Raw genomic sequence first — 13,121 nt, forward strand, 5'->3', positions numbered from 1 at the left:
TCCTGTTTATTCTTAAAAATTATTGAAAAAAGACAGCCTTTTAAGGAAATTCTTCAAAGGGAATTTTCAATTGTACAGAAATTTGCTTTTTTTCTTGTGTGTTGAGGTTCGAAAGGGACAGTCCAAGTAATCTTACCGGTTTATCATAAGGTCGAAGTTCCCAAAGTTCTTTGGCAGTTTGCAAAAAGTTGTTCGCATTTTCGAAGAAATTTTCTTGGGTTTTACTGCGCGTGTATACCGTGAAATCCTTGTATTTGATCTTCAAGATTAAAGATTTTCCTTTGATTTCTTTTTTCACAAGTCTGGATTCTAAATCTAAACTGATAATCTCCAACTGTTTGAAAACGGTTTCTTCATCCACCAGATTTTCCCAAAAAGTTTCTTCTACACCCACACTTTTCTGTATGCGATGAGGTTTTACTTCACTGTGATGAATTCCTCGCACCACATTGAAATAATAATTCCCAGACTTTCCGAAAAGCTGAATGAGTTCTTCTAAAGATTTTTCCTTTAAGTGTAAACCTTTAAAAATATGGAGTTCATGCATTTTATTGGCCGTCACTTTCCCAATCCCGTAAAATTTCTCGATTGGCAGTTCTTCCATAAACTCCAGAATCTGCGTCGGGTGAATGGTTTTCTGTCCGTTTGGTTTCCGATAATCGGAGGCCACTTTTGCCAAAAATTTATTGATGGAAATTCCTGCAGAAGCCGTAAGACCAGTTTCTTCGAAAATTCTACTTCTAATTTGTCGGGCAATTTCCTGCGCGGAATCGATACCTTTTTTATTTTCGGTGACATCAAGGTAGGCTTCATCCAAAGAAAGCGGCTCTACCAAATCTGTAAATTCGTGGAAAATACTTCTAATTTGCAGAGAAATTTCTTTGTACCGCGAAAAACGAGGTTTTACCACAATTAAATGCGGGCATTTTTCCAGCGCCATTTTTCCAGACATCGCAGAACGAACGCCAAATTTTCTGGCTTCATAACTTGCTGCTGCAACAACTCCGTACATTCCACCGCCGACTGCTAAAGGTTTGCCCTTCAGTTCCGGAAAATCATGTTGCTCCACAGACGCGTAAAACGCATCCATATCTACATGAATAATTTTTCGGTGAAATTCCATGGCGCAAAATTAGGGAATGAGTTGGGAAAGCAATTAAATCAGCGCTTAAATTCGCATACTAAACTTATAAAAAGAGGTGTGTAAAAATTGTAAAATCTGTGGTTAAGGGAAAATTTGGTGGAAACACAGAAAAATAAATATTTGTCAATATGTAAAAAGACGCTAAAATTTTTTTTCGTTTCATTTAGAAAATAGATTAACTTTGGTTAGCCAAGATTCAATGAATAAGAATTAAATTAACAAACATTCCTTAAATATGAAATTCAAATTCTATTTCTTGGTTTTATTTCTTATTTTTAATTGGTCTTCAGCGCAAATCGACTTATTGCAGGAAATTGATACTGCGAAAGTGGAAAATATTTATCAGCCTAGTTTCAAAGCATTACAAATTGTTACTGCACAATCTACAAAACTATCATCGAAAAATCAATTTTACATTATTATAGCGCATCGTTTTGGCGATATAAGTACCGGCTTCAAAGATTTTTTTGGTTTAGATGATGCTTCTACAAAATTAGGTGTTATTTATGGTGTTACCGATGGAATTTCTTTGAGCGTATCCCGAGAAACCTTCATGAAGACCTTCGAATTTGGTGCAAAGTATAGATTATTTCAGCAAAAAAATAATTCACCTTTTGATATTGTAGGATATAATGTAATGGCAATTAATTCTGACCTGAGTAAAGATGATTATCCCAATATGACTTTTGGTAATAGGCTTTCTTATCTCACGCAGATTTTAGTATCAAGAAGGTTTAATGATCGAATTTCTTTACAACTCATGCCTAGTTATATTCATAAAAATTTATACGATGCAGGTATTGAGAAAAATAACCAATTTTTAGCAGGAATCGGTGGTCGTCATAAAATCTCGAAGAGAATCTCTTTAAATGCTGAATATTTTGTAAATATTGACAATTTTAATTACTATAAAAATCCCCTATCTGTAGGAATGGACATAGAAACAGGAGGTCATGTTTTTCAATTGGTATTTAGTAACTCGCAAATTAATTCAGATATTGGATACTTAACGAATGCGGCGGGAAATTGGGCTAAAGGAAATATTTATTTTGGTTTTAATCTTTACAGAGTGTTTTAAAATGAAAAAATTAATTATCATTCTATTGTCAACATTTTATTTATTTTCCTGTGAAAGCAGGACGTATGAAGAAATTTCTGACCAAACTCCACTTAATGCTACCATAAAATACGTAGACGATGTGAAGCCAATCATTGATGCGAATTGTATTATCTGTCACGCTCCAGGCGGTTCTGGTTCTTTTCAAATTTTAACTAATTACAATGAAGTAAAAATGTCAATTGATGAGATTATTAATAGAATTCAAAAACCAATTGGCGATCCTTTAAAAATGCCACAAGGAAGCACGCTTCCTCCACAACAAATTGAAATTATAAAGAAATGGAAAACAGACGGCTTACTACAATAGTATAAATTTCTAACATTAGAAAAATGAAAAAATTAGCAATATTTTTAGTTTTTTTTCTGGCAGTTAATTTCATTTTTGCTCAGAAATATTCCACAAAAACAGGTAAAGTACATTTTGAAGCTTCAGTTCCATTGTTTGAAGATGTAGATGCAACAAATTCTACGGCGGTTACTGTTTTAAATGCTGATACTGGCGATATCGCAGCATTACTTATGGTCAAAAACTTTAAATTTAAAGTTGCTTTGATGGAAGAACATTTTAATGAAAGCTACGCAGAGACTGCGAAATATCCTAAAAGCACCTTCACGGGTAAACTTATTAATTTTAACAAAGATGAACTTTCTGCGGTACCAAAAAAATATAATTTGAATGGTATTGTCAACTTTCATGGGGTTAATAACAAAATTTCATCCGTAGCCAATGTTTTTACCCAAAACGGAAAAATCATGATTACCGGAAATTTTCTAATAAAAACAGCAGATTTCAAAGTGAAAATACCAAAAATGGTAATGAAGAAAATCGCAGAAAACGTCAACGTTGATTATCAATTTGAATTAATAAAGCAATAATGAAGACCAAAATTTTATTACTCCTATGTTCTTTTGGTCTATTGATGATGAATGCCCAAAATAAAGAGGTTTTTGATATTGCCAGAAATGGAACGCTACAGGACATGAAAGAACTTCTAAAGCAAAATCCTGCTCTTGTTAATGTCACTGATCAAATGGGTTTCTCGCCGCTTATTTTGGCTTGTTACAGAGGAAATGTAGAAGTTGCCGAGTTCCTGATGGACAAAGTGAAAGATCTTAATTATGAAAGTAGGGAAGGAACTGCACTTGCCGCGCTCAGCATCAATTATAATAAGCAATTAGTAGAAAAATTACTGCAAAAAGGCGCAAATCCAAATACTGAGGATTCGCAAGGAAACACACCTTTGCTTTGGGCGATTAAACGCAATAATTTAGAGCTCCTTCAATTGCTATTAAAAAACAATGCAAACACTAATGTAAAAGATTCTCTTGGAATTTCTGCCTTTGAATACGCCGTAAGATCAAATAATTCAGAAATTATAAACCTTCTAAAAAAATAAATCATGAAAAAAATTTTACTACTGATTGGGATCATTGCTTTTAATGGCCTCTTTTATTCACAATTTAATACCGGAACAGTCTCTTTGCCGACGGCAGGAATGACTGTGAAATTTGCCGTAGACGCAACAACTGTAACCATGACCTTAACTGGAGACAGCGCATCCATGTTGGGAATTGGCTTTGGAGATGACGGCTTGGGAATGACGTCGGGATATGATGGATATATTTATAATACTACCGCAAACCGAGATTACACCTTTAATGGAGTAGGAGCAACACCTTCTGCTGATGCTGCACAAAACTGGTCTCAGGTGAGCAATACGGTCTCAGGAACGATAAGAACTATCGTTGCAACACGTACTCTTGCAGGAGGAAGTGAAGATTATGCTTTCACTAATTTAGCGGGACCCTTACCTATCTTTTACTCGAGACGTGCGGGAAATTTAAATCTTGGTTACCATGGTGCGCTCCGAGATTATGCTGCGCTTGTTCTTACACCAACTTTGGCGACCGATGAAAATAATTTGAAAAATCAAGTTTCAATTTTCCCCAATCCAACCAAAGATGTTGTGAGTTTTACCAATTATGACAAAATAAAAACACTCAAAATTTATGACATTAATGGAAAATTAGTATTATCGCCAAAATCAGTTTTGGATAAAATAGATATTTCAAAACTTATAAAAGGTTTTTACTTCTTTGAATTAGAATTATCAGATGGTTCAAGAAAATTCGAGAAAATCATTAAAGAATAAATTTTTTTACCATTATCAGAATTCTATATCTGATTTTTTACATTAAAATCGAAAATAAATAACGCACTTTGATTCCGGTTTATATTTAATGATAATCTTGAAAATGTATCTTTGAAAATTAAACCACATTAACAGTATAACCAAAAAAATGACCGACCAAAAATTAGCTGTCCTCATCGATGCAGACAACGTACCTTATAAAAATGTAAAAGAAATGCTGCAGGAGATTTCCCGAAATGGAACTCCGACCATCAAAAGAATCTACGCAGACTGGACCAAACCTACCGTATCTGGATGGAAAAATGTGCTCCTCGAAAACGCAATTACACCCATTCAACAATACAGTTACACGCAAGGTAAAAATTCAAGTGACAGTGCACTAATTATCGATGCGATGGATATTTTATACTCCGAAAAAGTGAATGGATTTTGCATCGTTTCCAGTGATAGTGATTTTACCAGATTGGCGACAAGACTTCGGGAAGCCGGAATGATCGTCATTGGTTTTGGAGAAAAGAAAACGCCGAAACCCTTTATTTCTGCGTGTGATAAATTTATTTATCTGGAAATTTTAAACAGCACGGAAGAAGTGGAAAGCTCCAATAATATAGAAGGAACTGAAAATACCGTTGCCAAAAAAACTGAAAAGCCAAAACGCAAAAAAGAACCTCTTAGTAAGGTAGATTTTAAGACCATTAAATTAATTACAGAGAGTATAAACGATTTAGGTGACGAAGATGGGTGGACCTTTCTCGGAAATCTCGGCAGTTTTATCATCAAAAAGAAACCTGATTTTGATCCCCGAAATTTTGGTTTCCCGAAGTTGTTGCCTTTAATTAAAAGCATCGGGAAAATTGAAATTGATGAAAGAGAAACCGGTTTAAATAATATCCGACATATTTATGTGAAGGTGAAATAGCTTCCCTTTTAAAAAATTATAAATGAAAAACGCATCTTAACTGGATGCGTTTTTCTATTTTATTTTCTGAAAATTATTATCCGTTGTAGTTCTTAACTAAACCTTTTACGATTTTAATCACATTCGGCATTGCTTTATTGGCGGCTTCTAAAACCTCCTCATGAGAAACGGTGTAGGCAATATCTGGTCCTCCAACATCCGTAATTATTGAAATTCCGAAGCAATCCATACCTTGATGTTTCGCCACAATAACTTCCGGAACCGTGCTCATTCCAACTGCATCTCCACCAATTGCTTTGATCATTCCATATTCCGCCGGCGTTTCAAAAGTTGGTCCCTGTAAAGCGACATAACAACCTTCATGTACTTTAATGCCTAAATCTAAAGCAACATTTTTCGCCACTTCGATCATTTTTTTGTTGTAAGGTTCACTCATATCCACAAATCGTGGTCCGAGTTCATCTAAGTTTTTTCCACGCAACGGATGTTCAGGCATCATGTTAATATGGTCATTAATGATCATCACATCTGCAACTTTAAAATTGGGATTCACGCCGCCACAAGCATTAGAGACAATTAAATTTTTAATTCCTAATAGATGAAAGACGCGGAAAGGAAAAACCACAGTTTGGATCGGGTGACCTTCATAATAATGAAATCTGCCGCTCATCATCAAAACTTTTTTGCCTTCAAGAGTTCCGAAAATGAGTTCTCCACCATGACCAACCACGGTTGTTTGTGGAAAATTGGGGATGTCAGCGTATTTTAAAACGTGGATGGGTTCTACTTCATTTTTCAGTTGACCTAAACCTGAACCCAATACAATTGCAAAATCAGGGATTTCATTAATTATATTTTTAATGAAATTGGCAGTCTCTTTAATTTTTTCTAACATAATCAAGCACGATTTGGTTAAACTCTTCCTTCTTATCAATATTCACATTAATTGGCCAATAATAAACCAATTCTCTAAGATAATCAAAACTTTTCAGTCTCACGTAATCCTTTTCGGTGGTCAGAATTAATTTGTATTCGCCCAGTTTTTTATATTCTGCAACAATATTCTTAATGTCTGCATCAGTAAAATTATGATGGTCTTTAAATTTCAAATGCTTTACACGTTGAGAATATTTGGATAAATGACTGATGAGGGGTTTTGGATTTGCAATTCCCGTAATTAAAAGAATATCATAATAACTTAAATTGTTATCGGGTAAAAATTTATTTAGAGAATACACATTTTCATCATACCCGATGCTGGAAAAAAATACCTTTTGGTAATGCTGAGGTCGGATTCTGGAAATGAAATATTGTTTTTTCTCTGCTGTTAAATCATCTGGACATTTGGAAACCATAATGATATTCGCACGTTTTGCTCCAGATCTACTTTCCCGTAAATCTCCGGCAGGTAGAATGAAATCTTTGAAGTACGGATCATTGTAGTCCGTCATTAGTATTTGAAATCCAGGCTTGATGGCGCGATGTTGATAGGCATCATCCAAGACCAAAACATTTAAATCCATATCGTCAATCATTTTCTTCGCACCTGGAACACGTTCTTCCGAAACGCCTATCACAAAACGATTTTTAAATCTTTCGAAAAGCTGCATGGCTTCATCACCTACCGTTTTATAATTGCTGTCATAATTGGTGATGCCATAACCTTTGGTTACTCTGCCGTAACCACGGGAAAGAACTCCAGTTTTATAATTTTTGGATAAAAGTTCCGCCAGATACATCACCATAGGCGATTTTCCGCTGCCGCCTACAGAGAGATTCCCAACATTGATAATTGGAGTTTTAAAGCGGGTTGATTTGGATATTCCCCAATCATACATTAAGTTTCTAATACTTGTAACTACATGATAACCGAGAGAAAAAGGATAGAGATACCATCTTTTCATAGGTCGCAAAAATACAATTTTTTAGGGCTTTAGAAAAGGTGAAATCTTTAAATTTTTGCTCTTATTTGGATCAAATTTTCAGTGGAGAATGACATTTTACTTCTTTAGGTAATATTTAAGAAGTTCCGACTCTCATTGATAACATTTTGTTTAAATTTGCTTTTATAGTATAAAACGTATGAATAAGAAAAATGTAGCCGTGGTGATGGGCGGTTATTCGGAGGAGTATAAAGTTTCTTTAAAAAGTGGACAGTTAATTTTCGATTCTTTGGATCGCGATTTATATAATGTTTACAAAGTGGTCATCTTAAAAGACGAATGGTATTTCTTAGATGATCGCGGGCAAAAAGGAGAAATTGGGAAAGCTGATTTCTGCGTGAGTTTGAGCAGTGGTTTTACCGTTAAATTTGATGTCTGTTTTAATATTATTCATGGTAAACCTGGGGAGAATGGAGCGTTGCAAGCGTATTGGGACACCATTGGTCAAAAATATACAGGTTGCGATTTTTACCAAAGCGCTTTAACATTCAATAAGAAAGACACCTTAGCGGTTCTTTCTAAATATGGAATTCCCTCTGCGAAAAGTATTTATCTAAGAAAAGGAGAAGATTGTGATGAAGCAAATATTATCCAAGAATTGGGATTACCTCTATTTGTGAAGCCTAATCAATCTGGATCTTCTTTAGGAATTACCAAAGTTAAAGAGCAAGGAGAGTTAAAAAATGCAATGGATTTTGCTTTTGCAGAAGACGATGAAATTTTAATTGAAAGCTTTTTAGATGGAATGGAAGTTTCTGTAGGCGTTTTAGATTATCAAGGTAAAACCATTGTTTTGGGAATCACAGAGATTGTTCCACATAAAGAATTTTTCGATTACGAAGCTAAGTATGAAGGGGCGTCCGAAGAGATTACGCCAGCGAGGATTGATGAAGCTACAAGAATTAAAGTGGAAGAAATTGCCAAAAAAGCTTATGAATCTTTGGGAATGAGTGGTTTTTCCCGCAGTGAATTTATCATCATGAAGGGCATTCCTTACATGTTAGAGATGAATACCAATCCGGGATTTTCTCCCGCTTCCATTTTACCACAACAGGCGGAGATTTATGGAATTTCCATCAAAGATTTGTGCGGAAATGAAGTAGAAAAAGCCCTGAAAAAATAATTATAAATGATGAATTTTAGATCTTAAATCAATTCGTTAAGTCTAAAATTTATCTTCTAAAATCTAAAATTCATTTATGAGTAGAGTTGCTATTTTCCCTGGGTCTTTTGATCCCATTACCCTTGGACATTTTGATATTGTAGAAAGAGCAACGCCTCTTTTTGACAAAATCATCATCGCCATTGGGCAAAATTCGCAGAAAAAATATATGTTTTCTTTGGAAGAAAGAATGGAGTTTATCAGAAAAACATTTGTTAATTTTCCCAATGTAGAGGTTGATCATTTTGAAGGACTAACAATCGATTATTGCCACAGTAAAAATGTAAATTTTATTCTTCGAGGATTAAGAAATCCGGCAGATTTTGAATTTGAAAAAGCCATTGCGCAAACCAATCGAGAATTAACCAAAGATAATAAAGTGGAAACGATTTTCTTGCTTACTTCTGCGAGTAAATCTTTTATCAGCTCCAGCATCGTTCGAGAAATTTTGACTTTCGGTGGGAATTATGAAATTTTGGTTCCCGATGCAGTTCGTGTTCGATAGGTTTAGAACATGTCATTTTTAAAAATATCCTCCTAATCATATTCAATAAAAATTTTGGAAATACATCAAAATTTTAACTTTCTCATCGAAATTTTGGGTACCATTGCTTTTGCAATGTCGGGTAGTTTTGCGGCTATGCAAAAGCGTCTAGATCCTTTTGGGGTCCTGATTATCGCTTTCGTAACTTCAGTTGGCGGCGGAACCGTGAGAGATTTACTTCTAGATGTTCCCGTATTCTGGATGCATGACATATTGATGTGTACAGTCATTTTTATGACGTGTTTATTCTCCATGATTTTCAAGTCCATTGAAAAGAAGTTTAGAGTGACGCTTTCTCTATTTGATAGTTTCGGTTTGGGTTTATTTACGATTGTCGGGATTCAAAAAGGTTTGAGTGCGGATTTACATCCGATTATTTGCCTCACTTTGGGAACAATTACAGGATGCTTTGGGGGAATTATTCGAGATATTTTATTGAATAGAATACCCCTCATTTTCCGGAAAGAAATTTATGCAACGGCTTGTATCGTGGGTGGAGGAGCTTTTATGTTAATGGCCAAGTTTACTAATTTTTCCTACGGTTTTGTGCAGATATTCACAATATTACTCATAGTCACGATTCGAACTTTAGCACAGAAATTTCAGTGGCAGATTCCAAAATTTTATGGAGTTGAACACAATTCCGAAATGTAGAAACTTGTGAATTCTTCAATGATGAAAATCATAACCGTCCCAGAACGAGCTCTTGAATAAGGCGGAAATTGACGCTCGCTTCCCTCGCGCCACCATAAAAAAAATCCTGCATTGCGCAGGATTAAATATTATTAAAAATATATTTTCTAGAAAGATTTTCCTCTCTGTCTCATATTCGGATTATGCATGTGTTTTTGCATTGACGGCATTTTCATTTGGTCTTTCATCATTTTAATTTGATCCGTCATCATTCCAGCGGTATCTAATTTTTTTGCTTCCTCCAATAATTTTTGGGCTTCTTGTCTTCTGCCTTTTTGCATGGCTCCAGCTGCAATGTTGAGTGTTGCCATCGCGCGATCATGCTTCATGTTTAAACCATAATCTAAAGCTTTTCTCATCAAAGGTTCTACTTTTTGCGGATTATCCTGAGCAAGAACCAAACCTTGCAAATAGTGGAAATATCCAAACTGAGATTTGTGAAGTTGAGATTGATAATTCGTCACTTTTGTTAACCAATGGCTTGCTTTCACCGTGTTTTGTTTTCTTAAAAACCAAAATGCGATCAAGATAAATTCATTTTTAAAAAAAAGGAAAATAGGAATAGCAGAAAGAAAAACGAGCACAATTCCCCATCCGATGTTTCTATTCATCATGAGGTAAACTCCAGCGGCTATAATTAAGGCTGCAATTACAAATTTTAGGTATTTATTCATTATTTTTTTTTAGAATGGCAAAGATAATAATTTGCGGGTGAAAGGTGAAATGAGATTTAGTTTGAGGCAATTTAAGATTTCACTTTTTTCTCAAATGTTTGAAAGCAATAATCGTATTCATTTTTCTCGTCTTTTTCATGGCAGATTTCTTCCGTTTTATTCCAAAATTTAGGATTGATTTTCGGAAAAAAAACATCCGCTTTTAGCTCGGCTTTTACTTGAGTAACTTCCAATTTATCCGCAAGCTCTAGAGTTTGTTCATAAATGGTTCCCCCGCCGATAATGAATATTTCTTCATCTATTTTTTTAGCGAATTTGAGGGCTTCTTTAATGCTTCCCACTATTAGAATGCCTTCTTCAAACCAATTGTCTTTTCGGCTCACTACAATATTGGTGCGGTTTGGTAAAGGTTTTCCGATGCTTTCAAAAGTTTTCCGACCCATGATGATAGGATGATCAGTTGTGATTCTTTTAAAACGTTTTAAATCTTCCGAAAGATTCCAGAGTAATTTGTTGTCTGCTCCAATTTCATTTTTCAAACCCATTGCCACCACTAATGTTATCATTTATCTTAATTTTTCACAAATTTAGAACATAATTTGTATATTTGGATACCTATTAAAAACATTAAAAATGATAAACTATGAGAAATAAAGGATGTATGAGCGCCGGAACGATCGGTATCGCTCTTCTCGTTATTGCAGCTGTATTATTCTTTTGGGGGAAAAGCGGTTACAATACTTTCGTGGCAAAAGAACAAACAGTAAATACTAAATGGTCGAACGTAGAAACGGTTTATCAAAAAAGAGCGAATCTAATTCCTAACTTAGAAAGAACCGTGAAATCTTATTCACAATTTGAACAGGAAACCTTAACAAATGTTATTGAGGCACGTTCGAAAGCGACATCAATTACCATAGATCCTACCAATATGACGGAAGCGGATTTGGCAAAATTCCAAGCAGCTCAAGGAGAATTAAGTGGTGCTTTAAGCCGTTTAATGGCAGTTGTAGAAAGTTATCCAAATTTGAAAGCTGATCAGCAGTACCTTAATTTTCAAAGAGAATACACCGCAATTGAAAACAGTATCCGAAGTGAAACGGTTTACTTCAATGAAGCTGCACAGGATTACAATACATCAATAAAAACTTTCCCGAACAATATTTTAGCAAATTTCACCAACTTTAAAGAAAAACCGTATTTCAAAGCGGCAGTTGGAGCAGAAAGAGCACCGGAAGTTTTCACTAATTAATGAACAGTTTTCTTACAGATCATCAAATGGCTTCTCTGGTGGAAGCCATTCAAACAGCAGAAAATCATTCCAGCGGAGAGATTAGAATTCATATTGATGCAACTACAGAAGGGAATAATGCAGAAATTGCCTTCGAAGTTTTTAAAAGATTGTGCAAAGATCAAACGGCTGAAAAGAATGCGGTGCTATTTCATGTGAATTTTGAGCAAAAATATCTTACGATAATTGGCGACGAAGGAATTCACGAAAAAGTGCATCAACATTTCTGGGAAAAAATGCATGATGAAATTACTGCAGCATTTTCGCACGGCAATTTTCATGATGGTTTGAAAAATGCAGTTTTAGAAACTGGTTTGGAATTGAAAAAATATTTCCCCATCGCGGGAGAAAATCCCAATGAACTTTCGAATGAGATTACTTTCTCTTAAATACTTTCTCACCTTTTTACTCATTGGCTTTAGCACTATTGTTTTTGCCCAATTGGTTCCGCAGAGACCTGCCAAAATTTTTCCGGTGACGGATGATGTGGGCTTGTTGACGACCGCAGAAAGAGAACAGCTCAATCAAAAACTCATTAAATTTTACGATTCTACTTCGACCGAAATTGCGGTAATTATAGTGGCCACTACAAAAGGAGAGGATATTAATTACCTCGCCACAATGTATGGGGAAAAGTGGGGAATTGGAGAGAAGGAGCAAGACAATGGGATCGTTTTTTTGATTGCTACCGAAGATAGAAAATTTGCAATTCAGCAAGGTAGAGGCGTTGAAAGATACTTAACCGCATCTGTCGCCGGTCAAATTTTAGATTACTTGGTGACGCCAAATTTTAAGCAAGGAAAATGGTATGAGGGGATAAATGCCGGAACAACTGCCTTAATGGAAGTGGTGCAGGGAAAATTTAAACCCATGATTAGTGATGAGGCAGAAGAAGGCTTAAGTACTTTCCAGATTTTGATTATTGCATTTTTTATTCTGATGATTTTGCGATTTTTCTTTAAAAATCGTGGCGGCGGTGGTGGTAAGTATGGTGATGATGAAGATGTAATTTTAAGTCGGCGAGGAAGAAGAAGCTATCCTGGTGGATTTTTCCCTTTCCCCGGAAGTTTCGGTGGTGGCGGCTTTGGCGGTGGCGGTTTCGGCGGCGGTTCAGGGGGTGGCTTCGGTGGCTTTGGCGGCGGCGGAAGTTTCGGTGGCGGTGGAGCTTCTGGCGGATGGTAATTTACAGAATATCCAGAAAAGGTTTAAAGCGCGGAGTTCTAAATTGGTGAACGGAGAGATCGATGGTTTTTAAATTTTCAGGGGATTAAATGTAAACTATCTAAAATTTCATCGCAAAATGAATTTCATCAGATTACCGAAATAATGGTCAAGTTTAATACGAGCAGGTTCCAACTTGCCTTATTAGAAATAAATCACAATTCAAAAATACTAATCTAGACTATCAATAGGATCGAGCTTTAGCCCGCTTATTTTTAGGGAGACGGGCTGGCTTTAGCCAAAACTTAAGATTTCGA

The 13,121-nt window shown here is 35.5% G+C and carries 17 protein-coding genes; 12 read left to right on the top strand and 5 right to left on the bottom strand.

What is annotated here, in order from left to right:
• Positions 1-40: 40 nt before the first annotated feature.
• Positions 41-1,123 carry a DNA polymerase IV gene (dinB, locus tag RCH13_RS09155; protein WP_326986935.1) on the bottom strand — a complete coding sequence of 361 codons (1,083 nt, stop codon included), beginning with the start codon at positions 1,121-1,123 and terminating at the stop codon, positions 41-43.
• A gap of 256 nt (positions 1,124-1,379) precedes the next feature.
• Here dinB and RCH13_RS09160 point away from each other — a divergent pair, with 256 nt between their 5' ends.
• The 6 genes from RCH13_RS09160 to RCH13_RS09185 all read left to right on the top strand — a co-directional run bounded on the left by RCH13_RS09160 (position 1,380) and on the right by RCH13_RS09185 (position 5,336).
• Complete coding sequence (locus tag RCH13_RS09160; RefSeq protein ID WP_326986936.1) at positions 1,380-2,222, top strand: DUF5777 family beta-barrel protein; 843 nt, start codon at positions 1,380-1,382, stop codon at positions 2,220-2,222.
• A 1-nt stretch (position 2,223) separates the two neighbouring features.
• Complete coding sequence (locus tag RCH13_RS09165) at positions 2,224-2,571, top strand: c-type cytochrome (protein ID WP_326986937.1); 348 nt, start codon at positions 2,224-2,226, stop codon at positions 2,569-2,571.
• Between the two features lie 23 nt (positions 2,572-2,594).
• Complete coding sequence (locus RCH13_RS09170) at positions 2,595-3,140, top strand: YceI family protein (RefSeq protein ID WP_326986938.1); 546 nt, start codon at positions 2,595-2,597, stop codon at positions 3,138-3,140.
• Complete coding sequence (locus RCH13_RS09175) at positions 3,140-3,661, top strand: ankyrin repeat domain-containing protein (protein WP_326986939.1); 522 nt, start codon at positions 3,140-3,142, stop codon at positions 3,659-3,661. Before RCH13_RS09170 ends, RCH13_RS09175 begins: the two co-directional genes overlap by 1 nt.
• Before the next feature lie 3 nt (positions 3,662-3,664).
• Positions 3,665-4,417, top strand: coding sequence for a T9SS type A sorting domain-containing protein (locus tag RCH13_RS09180; protein ID WP_326986940.1), 753 nt, complete (start codon positions 3,665-3,667; stop codon positions 4,415-4,417).
• A 148-nt stretch (positions 4,418-4,565) separates the two neighbouring features.
• Positions 4,566-5,336 carry an NYN domain-containing protein gene (locus RCH13_RS09185; RefSeq protein WP_326986941.1) on the top strand — a complete coding sequence of 257 codons (771 nt, stop codon included), beginning with the start codon at positions 4,566-4,568 and terminating at the stop codon, positions 5,334-5,336.
• A gap of 76 nt (positions 5,337-5,412) precedes the next feature.
• Here RCH13_RS09185 and RCH13_RS09190 read toward each other — a convergent pair whose 3' ends face one another.
• Together RCH13_RS09190 and lpxK are read right to left on the bottom strand one after the other, a co-directional pair.
• Positions 5,413-6,231, bottom strand: coding sequence for a purine-nucleoside phosphorylase (locus RCH13_RS09190; protein WP_326986942.1), 819 nt, complete (start codon positions 6,229-6,231; stop codon positions 5,413-5,415).
• Positions 6,215-7,240, bottom strand: coding sequence for a tetraacyldisaccharide 4'-kinase (gene lpxK / locus RCH13_RS09195; protein WP_326986943.1), 1,026 nt, complete (start codon positions 7,238-7,240; stop codon positions 6,215-6,217). Before lpxK ends, RCH13_RS09190 begins: the two co-directional genes overlap by 17 nt.
• 178 nt (positions 7,241-7,418) lie before the next feature.
• Here lpxK and RCH13_RS09200 point away from each other — a divergent pair, with 178 nt between their 5' ends.
• From RCH13_RS09200 to RCH13_RS09210, 3 genes are all read left to right on the top strand, one after another.
• Entirely contained in the window at positions 7,419-8,402 is a 984-nt protein-coding gene (locus RCH13_RS09200; RefSeq protein ID WP_326986944.1) for a D-alanine--D-alanine ligase, read from the top strand.
• A gap of 76 nt (positions 8,403-8,478) precedes the next feature.
• Positions 8,479-8,946, top strand: coding sequence for a pantetheine-phosphate adenylyltransferase (gene coaD, locus RCH13_RS09205; protein WP_326986945.1), 468 nt, complete (start codon positions 8,479-8,481; stop codon positions 8,944-8,946).
• A gap of 60 nt (positions 8,947-9,006) precedes the next feature.
• The gene (locus tag RCH13_RS09210) at positions 9,007-9,639 is read left to right on the top strand and encodes a trimeric intracellular cation channel family protein (protein ID WP_326987054.1); all 633 of its coding nucleotides are present in this window, start codon (positions 9,007-9,009) and stop codon (positions 9,637-9,639) included.
• A 146-nt stretch (positions 9,640-9,785) separates the two neighbouring features.
• Here the strand turns inward: RCH13_RS09210 and RCH13_RS09215 are convergent, their stop codons facing one another.
• Positions 9,786-10,352: a DUF2892 domain-containing protein gene (locus tag RCH13_RS09215; protein WP_326986946.1), complete on the bottom strand. Its 567-nt coding sequence runs from the start codon at positions 10,350-10,352 to the stop codon at positions 9,786-9,788.
• A 71-nt stretch (positions 10,353-10,423) separates the two neighbouring features.
• On the bottom strand, positions 10,424-10,918 hold the full coding sequence (locus RCH13_RS09220; RefSeq protein WP_326986947.1) for a dihydrofolate reductase: 495 nt from the start codon (positions 10,916-10,918) through the stop codon (positions 10,424-10,426).
• A 77-nt stretch (positions 10,919-10,995) separates the two neighbouring features.
• Here RCH13_RS09220 and RCH13_RS09225 point away from each other — a divergent pair, with 77 nt between their 5' ends.
• The 3 genes from RCH13_RS09225 to RCH13_RS09235 are packed head-to-tail and all read left to right on the top strand — an operon-like array spanning position 10,996 to position 12,825.
• A complete protein-coding gene (locus tag RCH13_RS09225; RefSeq protein WP_326986948.1) occupies positions 10,996-11,604 on the top strand; it encodes a LemA family protein in 609 nt (202 codons plus the stop codon).
• Positions 11,604-12,032 carry a TPM domain-containing protein gene (locus tag RCH13_RS09230; protein WP_326986949.1) on the top strand — a complete coding sequence of 143 codons (429 nt, stop codon included), beginning with the start codon at positions 11,604-11,606 and terminating at the stop codon, positions 12,030-12,032. Before RCH13_RS09225 ends, RCH13_RS09230 begins: the two co-directional genes overlap by 1 nt.
• Positions 12,013-12,825, top strand: coding sequence for a TPM domain-containing protein (locus RCH13_RS09235; protein WP_326986950.1), 813 nt, complete (start codon positions 12,013-12,015; stop codon positions 12,823-12,825). The genes RCH13_RS09230 and RCH13_RS09235 overlap by 20 nt, the downstream gene beginning before the upstream one ends.
• Positions 12,826-13,121: the final 296 nt, after the last annotated feature.

Origin of the sequence: Chryseobacterium sp. MP_3.2, assembly GCF_035984805.1 — a bacterium.
GTDB lineage: Bacteria > Bacteroidota > Bacteroidia > Flavobacteriales > Weeksellaceae > Kaistella.

Bases quoted from the DNA above. Each gene is read 5' to 3' on its own strand.
- dinB (WP_326986935.1), bottom strand. From the start codon at position 1,123: ATGGAATTTCACCGAAAAATTATTCATGTAGATATGGATGCGTTTTAC.
- RCH13_RS09160 (WP_326986936.1), top strand. From the start codon at position 1,380: ATGAAATTCAAATTCTATTTCTTGGTTTTATTTCTTATTTTTAATTGG.
- RCH13_RS09165 (WP_326986937.1), top strand. From the start codon at position 2,224: ATGAAAAAATTAATTATCATTCTATTGTCAACATTTTATTTATTTTCC.
- RCH13_RS09170 (WP_326986938.1), top strand. From the start codon at position 2,595: ATGAAAAAATTAGCAATATTTTTAGTTTTTTTTCTGGCAGTTAATTTC.
- RCH13_RS09175 (WP_326986939.1), top strand. From the start codon at position 3,140: ATGAAGACCAAAATTTTATTACTCCTATGTTCTTTTGGTCTATTGATG.
- RCH13_RS09180 (WP_326986940.1), top strand. From the start codon at position 3,665: ATGAAAAAAATTTTACTACTGATTGGGATCATTGCTTTTAATGGCCTC.
- RCH13_RS09185 (WP_326986941.1), top strand. From the start codon at position 4,566: ATGACCGACCAAAAATTAGCTGTCCTCATCGATGCAGACAACGTACCT.
- RCH13_RS09190 (WP_326986942.1), bottom strand. From the start codon at position 6,231: ATGTTAGAAAAAATTAAAGAGACTGCCAATTTCATTAAAAATATAATT.
- lpxK (WP_326986943.1), bottom strand. From the start codon at position 7,240: ATGAAAAGATGGTATCTCTATCCTTTTTCTCTCGGTTATCATGTAGTT.
- RCH13_RS09200 (WP_326986944.1), top strand. From the start codon at position 7,419: ATGAATAAGAAAAATGTAGCCGTGGTGATGGGCGGTTATTCGGAGGAG.
- coaD (WP_326986945.1), top strand. From the start codon at position 8,479: ATGAGTAGAGTTGCTATTTTCCCTGGGTCTTTTGATCCCATTACCCTT.
- RCH13_RS09215 (WP_326986946.1), bottom strand. From the start codon at position 10,352: ATGAATAAATACCTAAAATTTGTAATTGCAGCCTTAATTATAGCCGCT.
- RCH13_RS09220 (WP_326986947.1), bottom strand. From the start codon at position 10,918: ATGATAACATTAGTGGTGGCAATGGGTTTGAAAAATGAAATTGGAGCA.
- RCH13_RS09225 (WP_326986948.1), top strand. From the start codon at position 10,996: ATGAGAAATAAAGGATGTATGAGCGCCGGAACGATCGGTATCGCTCTT.
- RCH13_RS09230 (WP_326986949.1), top strand. From the start codon at position 11,604: ATGAACAGTTTTCTTACAGATCATCAAATGGCTTCTCTGGTGGAAGCC.
- RCH13_RS09235 (WP_326986950.1), top strand. From the start codon at position 12,013: ATGAGATTACTTTCTCTTAAATACTTTCTCACCTTTTTACTCATTGGC.